Origin of the sequence: Bradyrhizobium sp. AZCC 1578 (assembly GCF_036924675.1) — a bacterium.
GTDB lineage: Bacteria > Pseudomonadota > Alphaproteobacteria > Rhizobiales > Xanthobacteraceae > Bradyrhizobium.
Map to the genome: position 1 here is coordinate 6047868 of NZ_JAZHRZ010000001.1, position 14274 is coordinate 6062141.

Annotated in this window: 10 protein-coding genes and 2 pseudogenes; 5 read left to right on the plus strand and 7 right to left on the minus strand. The window is 57.9% G+C overall.

Features of this window, described 5'->3' with window-relative positions; genetic code table 11:
- The first annotated feature begins 29 nt into the window (after positions 1–29).
- Together V1290_RS29060 and V1290_RS29065 are read left to right on the plus strand one after the other, a co-directional pair.
- A complete protein-coding gene (locus V1290_RS29060; RefSeq protein WP_334367557.1) occupies positions 30–506 on the plus strand; it encodes a cupin domain-containing protein in 477 nt (158 codons plus the stop codon).
- Positions 507–1401: 895 nt separating this feature from the next.
- On the plus strand, positions 1402–1617 hold the full coding sequence (locus tag V1290_RS29065; RefSeq protein WP_334367558.1) for a hypothetical protein: 216 nt from the start codon (positions 1402–1404) through the stop codon (positions 1615–1617).
- Between the two features lie 606 nt (positions 1618–2223).
- On the opposite strand, the gene V1290_RS29070 is transcribed toward V1290_RS29065, so the two are convergent.
- The gene (locus V1290_RS29070; protein ID WP_334367551.1) at positions 2224–3255 is read right to left on the minus strand and encodes an IS110 family transposase; all 1032 of its coding nucleotides are present in this window, start codon (positions 3253–3255) and stop codon (positions 2224–2226) included.
- A gap of 360 nt (positions 3256–3615) precedes the next feature.
- Between V1290_RS29070 and V1290_RS29075 the strand changes: the two genes are divergently transcribed.
- Positions 3616–3975, plus strand: a complete 360-nt coding sequence (locus V1290_RS29075; protein WP_334367559.1) for a cupin domain-containing protein — start codon at positions 3616–3618, stop codon at positions 3973–3975.
- Positions 3976–4956: 981 nt separating this feature from the next.
- Positions 4957–5397: pseudogene (locus V1290_RS36630) on the plus strand (Mom family adenine methylcarbamoylation protein); the annotation flags it as partial.
- Positions 5398–5587: 190 nt separating this feature from the next.
- On the opposite strand, the gene V1290_RS29080 reads toward V1290_RS36630, so the two are convergent.
- From V1290_RS29080 to V1290_RS29095, 4 genes are all read right to left on the minus strand, one after another.
- Entirely contained in the window at positions 5588–6367 is a 780-nt protein-coding gene (locus tag V1290_RS29080) for a Crp/Fnr family transcriptional regulator (protein ID WP_334369206.1), read from the minus strand.
- A 325-nt stretch (positions 6368–6692) separates the two neighbouring features.
- Positions 6693–6974: a hypothetical protein gene (locus tag V1290_RS29085; RefSeq protein WP_334367560.1), complete on the minus strand. Its 282-nt coding sequence runs from the start codon at positions 6972–6974 to the stop codon at positions 6693–6695.
- Positions 6975–6989: 15 nt separating this feature from the next.
- Positions 6990–9557 (minus strand): MASE1 domain-containing protein, encoded by a 2568-nt coding sequence (locus V1290_RS29090; RefSeq protein ID WP_334369207.1) that lies wholly within the window; start codon positions 9555–9557, stop codon positions 6990–6992.
- A gap of 739 nt (positions 9558–10296) precedes the next feature.
- Positions 10297–10671 carry a hypothetical protein gene (locus tag V1290_RS29095; protein ID WP_334367561.1) on the minus strand — a complete coding sequence of 125 codons (375 nt, stop codon included), beginning with the start codon at positions 10669–10671 and terminating at the stop codon, positions 10297–10299.
- A gap of 281 nt (positions 10672–10952) precedes the next feature.
- On the opposite strand from V1290_RS29095, the gene V1290_RS29100 reads away from it, so the two are divergent.
- Positions 10953–11276, plus strand: a complete 324-nt coding sequence (locus tag V1290_RS29100; protein WP_334367562.1) for a hypothetical protein — start codon at positions 10953–10955, stop codon at positions 11274–11276.
- A gap of 73 nt (positions 11277–11349) precedes the next feature.
- Here V1290_RS29100 and V1290_RS29105 read toward each other — a convergent pair whose 3' ends face one another.
- Both V1290_RS29105 and V1290_RS29110 read right to left on the minus strand, forming a co-directional pair.
- Positions 11350–12789, minus strand: coding sequence for an IS1182 family transposase (locus V1290_RS29105; protein ID WP_334367563.1), 1440 nt, complete (start codon positions 12787–12789; stop codon positions 11350–11352).
- Between the two features lie 241 nt (positions 12790–13030).
- Positions 13031–14259 (minus strand): annotated as a pseudogene (locus V1290_RS29110) (serine hydrolase domain-containing protein).
- Positions 14260–14274 lie beyond the last annotated feature (15 nt).

Here is a 14274-nt window from a genome sequence, read left to right on the forward strand (position 1 = left end):
GCCACTGTCGATCCCAACAGGAGGTCCTTATGCCCAGCGACGAACACAAGAGGCGAGACGTTTTGCAGGCGCTCGCGACGTTGCCGTTGATGGCCTTGGCCATGCAACCGGGCGAAGCGATAGCGCAAACCCCAGGCAACGCGGTAAAAGTCGATACCAAAGGCCTGGTTGCCAAAATCAAATTCGAGGCGCCGCTCGGCGGCTTCCTCACCGAGATCAACGGAAAGTACAAGCTACGGGTTACGGAGCTCACGCTTGCTCCCGGGGGTCAGGTGGGCGAGCATAACCATGTCGGGCCTGGCATCCGGCAGGTGACGTCCGGCTACATGACTTATGTCCTGCCTAATGAGACAATCGTCTACGGACCGGGCGACTTCTTCTTCGAGACGGGCGACGTCAATCACACTGTCTTCAATAAGACCGACGCGCCGATGGTGCATGTGCTGTTCGAGATATTGCCCGTTGACCACAGCGGGCCGTCGTTGATTCCAGTCAAGCACCATTGACGGCGAATCGGTCCTCCGTTCCGTCTGAGGGTAGTCGCAGGCCGCTTTCCCCGGACTCATCCGTGTGGCAAGCGAAACACGCGCGGCACACCGCAAGGCGGCGTCGCAAGTCCATTGCTGGCCAACATCTACATGAGGCGATCAACTTCAATACGGCGTTTGCTGATTGCGCGCCCGAGCCCGTCCGAGGGGCTAGGGTCCTCCTACGCTCTGGAACCATTTGTGAGAGTGCCCGGTTAGTTTGTGGGACCGATGGAGGACCATCGCCATGAGATATCCCGCTGTGATTGCGATAGCTGCCTTTGTCACTGCTGCTGGGCTGGCAGTCTATTCTGTCGACTCATTGCCATCCGTGAAGCAGTCCACGCCGGCCACTACCCAATTGGCGGTCCGGTTAGCTGAGGCCGTGGATCCGTTTTTGCCGCGGTCCGGTAGCTAAAGCCGGCGCAACGCAAAACGCATTGGCGGCGCTGCCTTAGCCATGGCGGGCATCGTGTTGCTGACATCCACCGCGCAAAATTGAATTGGCTGTCAGCGCCCACCTAAAAGCTTTCTGCAGCCCGAAACGAAATTAATTTGAGCTAGATCGCGTCATCCATGCGGTGAGCACAGCGGTGGACAGGCAGCCGAGATGGCGGAGCCGCTTTCCGCCGGCTTTCGATACCGAATTTTTCCCAACAACCGTTGCCATGCCCAAACCGGTAAGGAGTTGCCGCCGGTGACGCGGTGAAAAGGGACATCATTGCTGCCAATTCTATTCGATTTCCGGATTTCCTGCTCTGCAGGAATGAACCGGCCCCAAGGATGGCGATTAAGATCATGGGAATTTGAGCGTCCACCCAAACTGGGCGCAACTCATGCTTATGGTGGGTGGAGAGTAGTAGGACAGATATCGGTGAAGAACGCTATCGAGCGCATCGTGGATGCCTACGTGCGGTTAAACGACCGACAAGCGCTAGAGGATTTGATCGCGCATCGCCGAAAGCTCGCGGCCGATCTTGCAGGACGGTGGAATTACAACATCAGCGTGCCTCTTGGACAAATCGATGATGAGATCGCGGTGATTGAAGCCGGGCTTGAAAGGTTAGAGGCGGTCACACTGAGCGAATGAGAGGGAAAGCAGTAAGGTCAAGCCGCCGCCTCATCCTCTGTGTTAGCGCCGTGAAGCCGCAAAGCAGGCCTGTGAGATGGATCCTGGATTTCCAGTAATCTACGGTACTGCGGCGGAGCAATGGGCTTCGCAGTGGGTTCCTGCTATCGTAACCGAAAGAGGCGGATACGATCCGACTCCTCACCTTCGATACCGATCTGCCTGATGCTGGTTGACAGTCTGATGCGGCGTCGCAGTTAGTTTGTGGGAATTACGAATGTCTGTAAGCTGCCCTCACGGGAATGGCCGCTTCTGGCGGCGCAAAGCGGCCATTCGGCGGGATCAGCACGTCGCAGAAGGGCCATGTGTGGACGGCTCCAGGTTGGCAAGAAGAATCTTCACGTTGCAGCATTGGTCGGAGCAGCCATGTGTTCGGCCTGTTTGCGCGGTTCACATGACCGCTGGCCATAATGCCCTCCGCGGATCAGGTCCCGGTCAAAAGCACGCATTCGAAAATGCCATGGCCCTAGTGGGGTGTCCTGATCGCCGGATCGACCGGCACTGCATTACGTGCTGTTCGCCCTCCCAACCGTTACAACGCGCCGGAAATGTCCGTCACGATCCCGTTTAGGCCGCCAGCGCTGCCGGTTCCCGGTAGCGCTCGTTCCTGGCCATCATCGCCCAAGCCATCCTGGCGAGCTTGTTGGCGAGCGCGATGGCGGCAACCTTGGTTGGTCGCCGCGCCAGCACTCCTGTAAGCCAGGGCCGATGCCCGGTGCCATGGATCTTGGCATAGCGGATTACGGCGAGCGCGCCAGCCGTGAACAGGCTGCGCAAATAGCGGTCGCCTTGCTTGCTGATGCTGCCAAGCTTGTCCTTGCCACCGCTCGAGTTCTGCTTCGGCACAAGTCCAACCCAGGCCGAGAAGTCTCGTCCCGATCGGAAAGCCTTGGGATCCGCAATGCTGGCGACCAGAGCTGTCGCCAGCGCCGGCCCGACACCGGGGATCGCGTCCAGCCGTTTGCTCGTCGCGCTTGATCGATGCCAGGCGATGATGCGTCGATCGAACTCCAGGATCTGGGCCTTCAGTGCACGCAATTGACTGCCGAGAGCAGCAAGACACGCGCGGGCGACCTCGGGCAGTCGATCATCGGCTGTATCGGCGACGACTTCCAGGAGTTGCTCGACACCCCTGCGCCCGACTGGGGCGACAATCCCAAACTCGGCCAGATAGGCGCGGATTGAGTTGATGACAGCCGTCTGCTGGCGGATGAAGAGATGGCGCGCCCGATGAAGCATTAGACAGCTCTGTTGCTCGACCGTCTTGGTCGGCACGAACCGCATGTTGGGCCTCGTAACCGCCTCGCAAATTGCCTCCGCGTCGGTGCTGTCGTTCTTCTGCCGCTTGACGTAGGGCTTCACGTAGGCCGGAGGCATCAACCGCACCGTATGCCCCAACGCCTGCAGCTCGCGGGACCAATAATGGGATGACGTGCAAGCCTCAATCCCAACCAGGCATGACGGCAACTTCTCAAAGAAGGACAGCACGAAACGGCGCTTCAACTGACGGCGGATCACCACCTGTCCAGCGGCGTCAATGCCGTGAACCTGAAAAACCGACTTGGCGATGTCCAGTCCAATTGTCGTGATCATCTGCATGGATAGCTCCTTCAGATTGTGGGAGCCCTAGCAGCTCCCGAATCCGTGGCACTTGCGTGCCGATGGAGGAGCCGTCCACAGCATCAAAAGCGGAAGTGAGGTGTCAACGGGGCGATTGTTGCATGCCGAGTCGGTCTGTTGCGAAACCGAAAAACGCACTACTGATTGGCGCGCTGGGCCAGCGCGGTTAAACCCTGCCAAGCCCGTTGACAGTGAGGGGCCATAAATAAGTATCGCCCAGCGCAGGCGGACGCCCGTGAGGCGGCTCACTCGTTTTCACCACCACGGTCGCGGAAATCCTTACAGCCGAAGGTAAAGACTCAGGAGACTGGGGGCGCGTATTCTGTACTCGAATCAGTCGTGCAGCCCTCCACTGGGCCCGAGCCGCATCGGCACAGCCGCGAAGACGAAGGTTTTTATATTCTTGAAGGTCAGTACGAGTTTCGCGTGGGGACTCAGGTTATCAAGGCCGGGCCGGGTGACTTCCTATTCGCGCCGCGGAATGTTCCGCACACCTACAAGAACGTAGGTACCACGCCGTCGCGTCATCTGACAATCATCTCGCCTGGCGGCCTCGAATCATTCTTCGAAGAGCGAGCAGCGCTTCAGAAGGAGACACCGCCATCTCATCCCGAATACCTAGCAAGATACAAGGCTCTTCAGGAAAAGTACGGGCTGGAGTACAGCACGGAATGGCAGTTCTCGCCGCGACCACGATAAGGCATAACTCGCTGCTGCAGCCGACGCACTGAAGTGGGCGGTTGAGCGTAACGTTATACAGTCGCTGCGGTAATGAGTCCCACTCCCTAGTCCCAGGCCATAAACGGCCCTCAGGCGGCGAATCATGGATGCTTTAGCGCGCAAACCGGCCGTGGAAATCAGCGAGGACGAGCTATCAAAGCTATCCGTCGGCGTTGGCGAGTTAGAGCAGATGCCGGAATTGCCGGATGGCGATCGGTCGCCTTTTCGGGACATGACATTCATTCTCTAAGGCGAGCAGTGGGATATCGTCGAGCGCGCGATCGCTAGGGCGACTAAGCCGCGCGCTCCGGACAATCCCAATCGATCACCGCAAGGCAATGCGCTCGCCGCGATCTGCGCCGAATATTTAGGGAGCATAAATCGAGATTGATTGTTCGCGGGCGAGGCGCAGCCTTGCAACAAAACAGTGCAAAGCTAAACCACGATTTTCACCTCTTGCCGCTTTCGTGTTGAGCGGGAACCCTTGAGTCTCGACCCAAGCTCAAGGCCAAGAGCATGCGCAATGTCCTCGGGCGTGCCTCTGATGGTGCGTTTCCGAATTGTCCGCCCGCGCAACTCCTTCGGGACTATGACGCGGCGTCCCCACGCTTTCTGCAGGGCTTCCGCACACGCCGCTAGATCACCGGCGAGCGTCACATGCGGGTGCTTTGGGGGACTCGGCGGGGTAAAACCCTCCCCATTAAATACCGTGCCGTCACATTTCACCTGCCAACGACACCCGTAGGAACCGCACCAGCAGGTGTAAGCGCACTCGCTGGGGTACCTAATGGTAACGGAGCCGCATTTTTCCACGTTCTCAACCATTTATCGCTCCTGTCTGAAAGTTCTCGTGCAATAAAAAGGGAGATCGGAAGTGTCCCTCTTGGTATCACAAGCAGCGGTCTAGACATTTGGACTCTGCCGGTTTCGCGCGAAGACAAATGAGTAAATCACACAGCCATGGGACAGGCTAAGGAAATCCGAGCCGCGCCGATCGCGAAGAAGGATGCAGACGCGCTGATCATTCGGCTGCACTACAGCCATAAGACGGTCAATAACGGCCTCCGCGCAATTCCGAAAGCCGCGCAGCTCTCGATCGCTCTGCGGATGATCAAAAAGCATTATCCGCACATCGAATGGGTGATCTCGTTCGCCGATGGATGCCAGTGCGGCGACGGGACGATCTATCGCGCGGCCGGCTTTGTGCTCACCGGGATCAAGTTGAATAAAAGCTTATTGCGATTGCCCGATGGTTCAGTTACGCACAAGATGACGCAAGTAACCGGAAAGAACCGCGCGGCGCATTTCGCCAAAACCGGCGGTTCATGGGCGGGCCAGGGTATGCCGCTCGACGGCTACCAGATGCGATATATCTATTTTCTCAATTCCGAGGCGCGCGCGGCTCGCTTGCAAAGAAATCCCATATGCGGAGATCGAGCGGCGCGGCGCCGGCATGTATCGCGGAATTGCGCGTGGCAAGCAGGCGATGGCCGATCACCAATCGGCACAGCGGCGCGGCAGCGGCGACCGCCACGCTCCATTTTGACCAACGACAGCTTGCAGGCGCCCCGCTGCCGCGACCGCACGACGCTCACTTGGCATCGCCAAATTCAACGCCCGAGATGCGCTCATCATCAGCCAGAATCGCCCGACGAGATCGGGCCGTATTCTTCGAGAAGATCTCCTCAACTTCGAGACGCATGTTGCCGTGGCATTCGCACGCTGCCGCGGCGAGCCGCGACCGGTCGATCTCGATCCTGCCTCGTTGCTCAGACCTGATCGCTCCGCGCGCTCGCAGATTGCGCATCAGGAGCGTCACTGTCGTTCGTCGCACACCGAGCATTTGCGACAGCGCCTCTTGGGTGAGCGGGAGGACGTCGTCGTCAATGCAGTCGCGAATGTGGAGCAGCCAGCGCGCCATCCGGGCTTGCACCTGATGCAGCGCATTGCAGGCTCCACTCCGCTGAAGCTGTACCTGCATCGCCTTGACGTGACACTGGATCATGTGCCGGATCGCAGGGCTCCGGTTAAATGCGGCGTGAAATCGCGGCGCCGGGATTCGCGAGGCAGTGCCCGCCGCACGGACGATGGCGGTAAGGGCCGAAGTTGACGGTCCAAACACGGAAAGCGTACCTAATGCTCCCTCGCGCCCGACTACCGCCGTAGCTACCGTGTGACCGTCTGCCATGTCGATCATCAGCGAGATGGCACCGCTATGGGGGAACAAGACATAGTCGACCTGGTCGCCCTCTCGCGAGATCACTGCGTCCTGATGGAGCGCGACCACGTCCAGCTCGGGCGCGAGCAGATCCACGTCAACTTGCGGTAGCGCTGCCAGAAGGCGGTTACCAATGCCGCCGGGAGGCGTCACTGCGCCGAACCCGCGGTGAGGCATCCGCGGCTCGCTCCATCTGGAGCGTCGTGAAAAAGCGGTCTTAACAAATGCCTAGCTCTGCTTTCTTTCTCTACGCGCATCGAGACCCAACTCACTTAGAGACGCTTTCACCCTCAAAAACGAATTCCAAAAACCTCTGCGCGAGAAGGGTTTTCCTGCTCGCGGCGTCGTGGGGTTAGACGCAAATAGCTGCCGGACAAAATCCGCATGGGTAACACCGTTAGACGTTCGGAAACGCTGGTTCCAATTCCCGATGCACGGCAAACAAGCGACGTCGAACGTGCTAATCCAACGTCCCGATTTATGAGCACGCGCCCCGGTTCTTTGCTTTCGATTGATTGGCGAGGATGCGGAGTTTTTCGATCAGGGCGGCGGTCAGCAGCGTGGGGTGGCCGTACTGAGCGATGGCGTGAATGAGCGCACGCCGGGTATACGCGCCCGGCTCGGTTTCGAGGGTGCGCGCGGCGCGCACCGCATCAAAAACGGTCGCGGCCTTTTCGACGCGGTACTGACCGCGCCCGACAAAGACCGACGCAGTGAAGTGATCGGCGGCCCGGATTGCATCGATGGCGCCGCTGGTCAACTTCCGCGCAAAGCCTCAGCCGTGCCTGACGCCAGAGGCCGGCCGGATTAATCTCTGAGGCGTAACGTCCTGGATAAAATCTCTTAGTGCCTCGGTATCGAACGGCTTGCGTAGTATCCTTAAATTTGGGCCAGCTGCTTTTGCCGCATCGCTGTAGCCCGTCGTAAGGGCCACCGGCAAATTGGGATACCGCGACCGGATTTCTCTCGCGAGACCGACGCCGTCGATGGTCCCGGGCATGACGATATCGCTGAAGACGAGATCGATCTTGGTTCCGGCTTCGAGCAGTTTTAGCGCCGCTTCGGCCGAATCTCGATAGATAGTCTCATAACCCAGGTGCTCGAACAGCGAGGACGTCACTTCCGCAACCTCCGCGCTGTCGTCGACAACGAGAACCGTCTGCCGCTGTGAATATAGTGCTTTTGCAGCGGAGTTGTCTTTGCTGGTGATTTGCTCGTCCGCACAATAGGGCAAATAGAGTGTAATCGTTGTTCCTTGTCCCACCTTGCTGTCGGCCGTCACCGTTCCGCCGGCCTGGTGTGCAAAACCATAGACCTGCGACAAACCGAGCCCGGTTCCTTTGCCGACCTCCTTGGTTGTGAAGAATGGATCGAACATTCGGGACAGAAGATTTGGCGGAATACCAGTGCCCGTATCGCTAAACGCTATCGCAAAGAAGACTCCCCCAGGGCGACTATCGCCGATTTCATGGTCTGCTGTCACCTCGTTGACGGATAGCGTGAACGTACCGCCGTTCGACATTGCGTCGCGGGCATTAACGGAGATATTGACAATCGCTAGTTCTAGTTCGGCGAGGTCAACCTTAACCGGCCAAACGTCCTCACCAATATGTTCGTTGTACACGATATTCCCGCGCAGCGAACTTTCAATCATGGTCCGCATGTTTTTTATAGAAGCATTCAAATCAACGACGGTCGGGCTAAGATGCTGATGACGAGAGAATGTCAGCAATTGGCGCGTGAGACTTTCTCCACGTTTGGCCGCGGTCTGTATGGCTTCGATCGCTTTTGGCAATTTCGGATCAAGTAGGCGTGCAAAGATCTGAGCGCTACCTCCAATGATCATCAGTAGATTATTGAAGTCGTGCGCAATCCCGCCAGTCAGTTTACCGATCGCCTCCATTTTCTGCGACATCGCGAGCTGTTCGCGCGCCTGGACCAGTTTCTCCTCCGCGTCGCGTCGCTCGGTTGCGTCCCGGAGTATACTGATAAAGCCGATCAGATTTCCTGCGTTATCACAACTCGAAAAGACCGAGCCGGTGATGAAGAACGGCGTGCCATTTTTTCTGATACGCCAACCCTCAACGTCGTGCTTGCCTGTTTGGATTGCCAACTCTAATGCACGGTTTGGAGAGCCAGCACGGCGCTCATCCGGTCGGTAAAATATTCCAAAATGCTTGCCGATAATTTCTTCCGGACCATACCCCATGATTTTTTGTGCGGAGCTATTCCAACTTGTAACATGCCCTTCTTTATCGAGCGCAAAAATTGCATAGTCGACAACACCTTCGATCAGCGTCTGGAAGTGACGCCTAATGCTGTCGAGCGCCACATTTTTCCGATCAATCCGACTGTTCAATTGCTCCTGCACCGAAAGCAAATTGGCTTCGATGCTTTGGCGTGTCGCAATTGCTGCAGCTAAAGCAAGGGGCGCCACTGATACGCTGATCGAAAGCACGAGCAACGATAACAGGGCTCCGTTCAAATCCGTTTTCGGAAATGGATCGTTGCCCACCGAGAAACCCCACACGGCCATTCCGAAGAAAAGGAGCGCGGATGTAGCGACATTGCATCGCTTGCCGCGCAAACCAGCCCACATCAACGGTAGCAAAACCAGAAAGCCAAGAAGGCTCCGATACGGCAGCAGCACGTTGAGGTCATCGCTTATGAGGTCGCTGCCGATGAGCGGGCTGTAAGCCACGATTCCGATGATGCTCACGAGAATGGAGACCGCGACCGATTCCAACAGATGCCATTTGGAAGACCTACGCAAAGGCATTGTCGCCCAAAGCACGATGACCGGAGCAATCACCAAGGTTCCAGCCGCGTCTGCAAGCCACCAGGTTAACCACGTGACGAAAGAATCGGAAAGAATTAGCTTATTGGCGAGAATGAATCCTGCAACGACGATGGTTGAACTAATTATCGTGGTCGGTGCAAAGGAAATGATTGCAAACTTTGCGACAGTAAGGGGGGTGCCAAGCGTCTGGCGACCGTTAGACCAGCGATTGATCAGCCATGTTCCGGCAACCGCAGCGAGGAGCGTACCGAGCCCGACGGAGCCAAACTCCAAGACTGATTGGCTGGCCAGGAGGTGAGAAACGGACCCCACTAAAATCGCGGGCCAAATGCGATAGCCGCGCAGCAGGACCAGCGCGAGCGCGAACCCGGTTGGTGGCCACAACGGTGTCGCGGCCGGACCAATCGCAGGCAGTAAACGTGCCGACTCGGCAAAGCCAATGTAAATCGCGGCGACTATTAAAATCTCGACCAAGTAAGTTGCGGCACTCCGAGCGCTGCCAAATTCGAAAATCTTGGCTAGACCAAACCTTGTCCTTTCCATCACGAGCCTTTGCGGTGGGACCTAAAAAATGCGGTGGGGACCGTCCAATGTTACCCGAAAGAGAGCAGTCGCATTTCCATTACGTCAACGAACCCGTCAAACACGCAATGCAGATTTGACCAAAGCATGGCCGCACGATGGTGTGTGGAGGGCCCGCCGGGCAAGTTTCGGAACTCGTGGCCTCGGACAACACCATTGACCTATGCGGCCGCGCCTGGGTGAGCGAGATCATCAGCAAGGATCAGCTTTCGCTGTCGATCTAATGACAGCTTTGGGTCCAGCAACAGACCTAGACGCGCCCTAAAACGAAGTCCGCGGTGCCCTTAATGAACGGACATCGTTAGCCTGAACGCTGAGGTCCAAAAAAGGGCCAACAGCGGAAATTGGCTCTCGGCTCGGCCGAATGAGTCTTAATTCAAGCCAGCGGCCCTCCAAATATCCTCCTGATGACTTCCTCGCCATGAGATACAAAGCACCGGCCATGGCTAATCACAATGCGCTCCGGTCGCCAAGAGTGGATTTTTCGCTGCTGAAGTAACAGCGGCCGCCGCATGCCAAAGAATATTTGGCCCTGGGGATGGTACATCCCGCTGAGCTTTGTCGGCGTTCGCCAAGGTTCGGGCAGTTTATCCAACTCGATACTGATAATCGTGTCCGTGAGAACCAGCGTCTCCGACTTCTTGTGAAAGAAAATGAACTCTTTGAAGTACCGGCCCCCATTCTTCTGGCGGATTAAAGTCTAAGTCTCGTGCAAACGTGACATCGATGTGCCGGGCGCGCGCTCTTTGGCGTACACGCGGTGAAGCCATGGGATCGCATCAGGAAACACTTTCGACCATTCCCCGATATGAGCGTAGTGAAACTGGTTGGGTGACACCAGATGTCGGATTGTCCCCATCCGCTGCAGCTCGCTTGCTAGCCCCTCATCAAATTTGATCGGTGAGTGCAGGAACAGGTCACCACTCGAAAGGCGCACCACCGTCATCCGTGTAGTGAAAGGCAGCGGTAACGTGACGCCACCTACGGTCAAGTGTTCGAATGGCCCATCGACTATTCCGATGTCCGGCCCCATCGGCTTAAATACGTTTATTGGTTCGTAGAGAGAGGCGCCCACGGTTTATTTTCCCGTTAGCTTCCTGCACAGAGTATGTCTGATCAGGGGAGGTCTGCAACGGGTCAGAAGTCGAGGTCGCCCCAAGCCCCCTCCGCGACCGCCGAGGACCAGAGGGGGACGTCCGCAATGGAGTGCTCCGATGTTTAACCCACAAAATGCGCGCCAGGAATTCGAAGCAATCTTGCGCGGCAAAGACCTACATGAGCGTGACCTTAACCTGGTCGACGGCTGTGAGGCGTTTTTCGATTTCTACCGGGACCATAGGCCAAGCGGACGTGTATTTGAGCAACATGAAGACGCAGATATGCTTCTTTTCCAATGGGGGGACCTTCGATTGGGGAACGGGTGAGCAGTTTACCTTCAGCCTGACGCGGCAAATCATCGTGTACGAGGACGCTGAGGACGACGACATTTGGCAACTGAGTCTCACGTTCGAGTTCGAAGCGGACGATGATCTCAGGTCGTTAGATAATGGCGACAAATGGTGTCACTCCTTATCGGAGCTACCAGAATTTCGAGAATACGTGCGGCGATCCACCGCATTCACAGCCTGTGCTGAACATCAAGTCCGGCGGACCGTGCTTGAATACGGAATCGCAGGCTGATGTCCGCGCTGGGCCTTGGCCGTGTAAAAACGCCCTTCCAGGAAGTCGATGAGAGGCCAGGATCGGTTCAGTCTCAGGCTGCGATCGCAGCCATCAGCGGCTTGGCTCCGACGATGTTCATGACCCGTGTCAGATTATAGGCCAGGACCGAGAGAGCCATCTCGGCGGCTACTTTTGGAAGCGTTTTGGTGAGGAAGTGTGTCGCCCCCATGCGGGCCTTCATCGTGCCGAACGGATGCTCGACCGTCTCGCGACGCTGGCGCATGGCGAGCGGGTTCGCATCAAGGCGCTGCTGCACGGCATCGAGCAGGGCCTCATGCTCCCATCGTGGAATCCGCCGTTCTGGCCCTGTCGTGCACTGAGACTTGAGCGAACAATTTTGGCAGGCGCTGGTCCAGTAACGCCTTATCCGCTTGCCATCTTCCTCGCTCGTAAAACGATATGGCAGTTGCTCTCCAGCCGGACAGCGATAGGCGTCCTCCTCCGGCAAATGGACAAAGTCCTGCTTGCCGAAGCGTCCATCCGATTTGGCGCCAGAAGTCTGCGGCTTGGGCAGAGTTACTGTGATGCCGGCCTCGTGGCAGGCGAGGATCTCCGCGCTGCTGAAGTAGCCGCGATCGGCAACGGCCTCGAGCGTCTCGGTCTGTAGAACAGCCTTCGCCTGCTTGCCCATATTGGCAAGTTGTGCCCGATCTGAACCGTTGTTCGTTACCTCATGCGTCACAATCAGGTGGTGCTTGGTATCCACGGCGACCTGCACGTTGTAGCCGACGACGCCGGAACCGCGGCCGCTCGTCGCCATCGAGCGGCTGTCCGGATCGGTCAGGGAGATTTGCTGGTCTGGCGAATCCAGCATCTGCTTCTCGTAAACCGCAAGCTTGCCCATTTCCTCCTTCAGCTTCGTCAGCTTCTCGGTGAGCCTTGTTACCTTTGCGGCCAGCGCCTCGCTCGGCTCCTGTCGATCGGCGGTATCAAGTTGGCTCAGATAGCGCGCGACGCTCTCCTCCAGCTGGGCACGCCGCCGTTGCACCTTCGCCTTTGTGAAGTTCCTGTCCCGGTTGTTCACGGCCTTGAACTTGCTGCCATCGATGGCGACGCTCGCCGTCGCAAGAAGCCCCATTTCGCGGCAAAGTTCGACGAAGCGCGCACAGACCTTGCGCAGCGCCAAGCCGTTATCCTTCCGGAAGTCCGCGATCGTCTTGTGATCGGGAGCGAGCCGGCCCAGCAGCCACATCACCTCGACATTGCGTCCGGCTTCTCGTTCGAGCCGGCGGCTCGACTGCACCCGGTTTAGGTAGCCGTAAATGTAAAGCTTAAGCAGAACCGAGGGATGGTACGAGGGCCGACCAGTCGCCGCCGGCTCCACTCCTTCAAAGCTCATCTCCGCCAAATCGAGCGCATCGACAAACACGTCGATGACGCGGACGGGGTTGCCCTCGTCAATGAAATCATCGAGGCACCCGGGCAGTAGCGTCCATTGCCCACGATCGGCCTCCTCAACGAAGCGCCTCATCGATCCCCCTAGAATCACGGGAGAATCATAACAGCGGCACGGCGTTTTCACACAGCCAGGGTCACTAGGAGACATTGCCCCCACATTCAGCCGTGTCGCGAGGGAAAACCGGTGCCCACCCCGCTATCCAAGTGCGGGGCAGGATTTTCCGAATATGCGCTAAAGCCGATCGCCATCGCGGTTTGGCTAGTTGTTTGCGCATCTTTTCGGAAGTCCGGTGTCCACTTTTCCGGATCATGCGTCAGGCGATAGCGGCATAGAGACCGCTCTCGAACTTGGCGAACAGCTTCAGGACCTGATCGTCGGCGAACGGCAGGAGCTGCGTCATGATCGTGCCGGTCACACGCTTGTTCGGATCAACCCAGAAGTAGGTGTTGAACAGCCCGGCCCAGGCAAGGCTACCGCGCTGCGTCCGGCGGGGCCGGGTTCGGTGTTGATGTCGAACGACAGTCCCCATTTCTGGGTCATGCCGGGGAACAGGTTCGCATCGTTCGAGCTCTCCGGGCGCACTGTCTTCAACGTGGTCACGTTGAGATCCCCGATATGGTTCTGCCGCATGAGCGCCACGGTCTCGGGCTTCAGCACCTGCGCGCCGTTGAACGTGCCTTCGTGCAACAGCATCTGCAGAAACGCCATGTAGTTCCGCGGCGTGCTGAAGAGAGCACCGCCGCCCATGAAGAATTCGGGCCGCTGCGGCATTTCGAAGGCCATCGGCTTGAGCGAGCCGTCGCCTTGGCGGCTGAACATCGGCGCAACACGGGCCTTCTGCGAGGAGCTGATCAAAAAGCCGGTATCCGTCATGCCGAGCGGCGCAAAGATCTTCTCCTTGAAATAGACCTCCAATGACTGGCCGCTCACGGCCTCAACCGCCTTGCCTACCCAGTCTATATTGATGCCGTATTCCCAGCGATCGCCGGGATCGAACATCAGCGGCGCGTTGAAGGCGGCATTCTTGCATTGGCCGATGAAAGGAGTTCCCGTGACCTTCTCAAACTGCGCCATCGGCTCACTCCAGATACTGTAGGTGAAGCCTGCAGTGTGAGTGAGGAGGTGGCGCAGCGTGATCGCTCGCTTGGCGGGGCGAAGCTTCGGTGCGCCGTTGGCGTCGAATCCTTCGAGCACCTTGGGTTGCTCAAGTTGTGGAAGCAGCTTGCCCATCGGCTGATCGAGCTCCAGCTTGCCCTGCTCGACCAGTTGCATGCAGGCCGCGCCCGTGATCGCCTTGGTCATCGACGCGATCCAGAACACGCTGTCCGCAGTGATCGAGGGCCCAAACGAGCCCACGTAGACGATGCCCTTGTCGTTTGCCGCAATGGCGACGAGGCCGGGCACAGTCCGCGCGTTGACGGCCTGCCGCAGCGCCTGATCGACATCCCCAAGCGCGGGGCTCAGGGCTGGATCGGAGGCGGCGGCCTCTGCACGCCCAACGGTGATTTTTGCTATCGATGATGCCGCCGCCAGTAACGTCATGGCTTTCAGAATGGT

What these genes read in the sequence shown, in the direction of transcription:
- V1290_RS29060 (WP_334367557.1), top strand. Translation starts at nt 30, where the DNA reads ATGCCCAGCGACGAACACAAGAGGCGAGACGTTTTGCAGGCGCTCGCG.
- V1290_RS29070 (WP_334367551.1), bottom strand. Translation starts at nt 3,255, where the DNA reads ATGCAGATGATCACGACAATTGGACTGGACATCGCCAAGTCGGTTTTT.
- V1290_RS29090 (WP_334369207.1), bottom strand. Translation starts at nt 9,557, where the DNA reads ATGGAAAGGACAAGGTTTGGTCTAGCCAAGATTTTCGAATTTGGCAGC.
- V1290_RS29105 (WP_334367563.1), bottom strand. Translation starts at nt 12,789, where the DNA reads ATGAGGCGCTTCGTTGAGGAGGCCGATCGTGGGCAATGGACGCTACTG.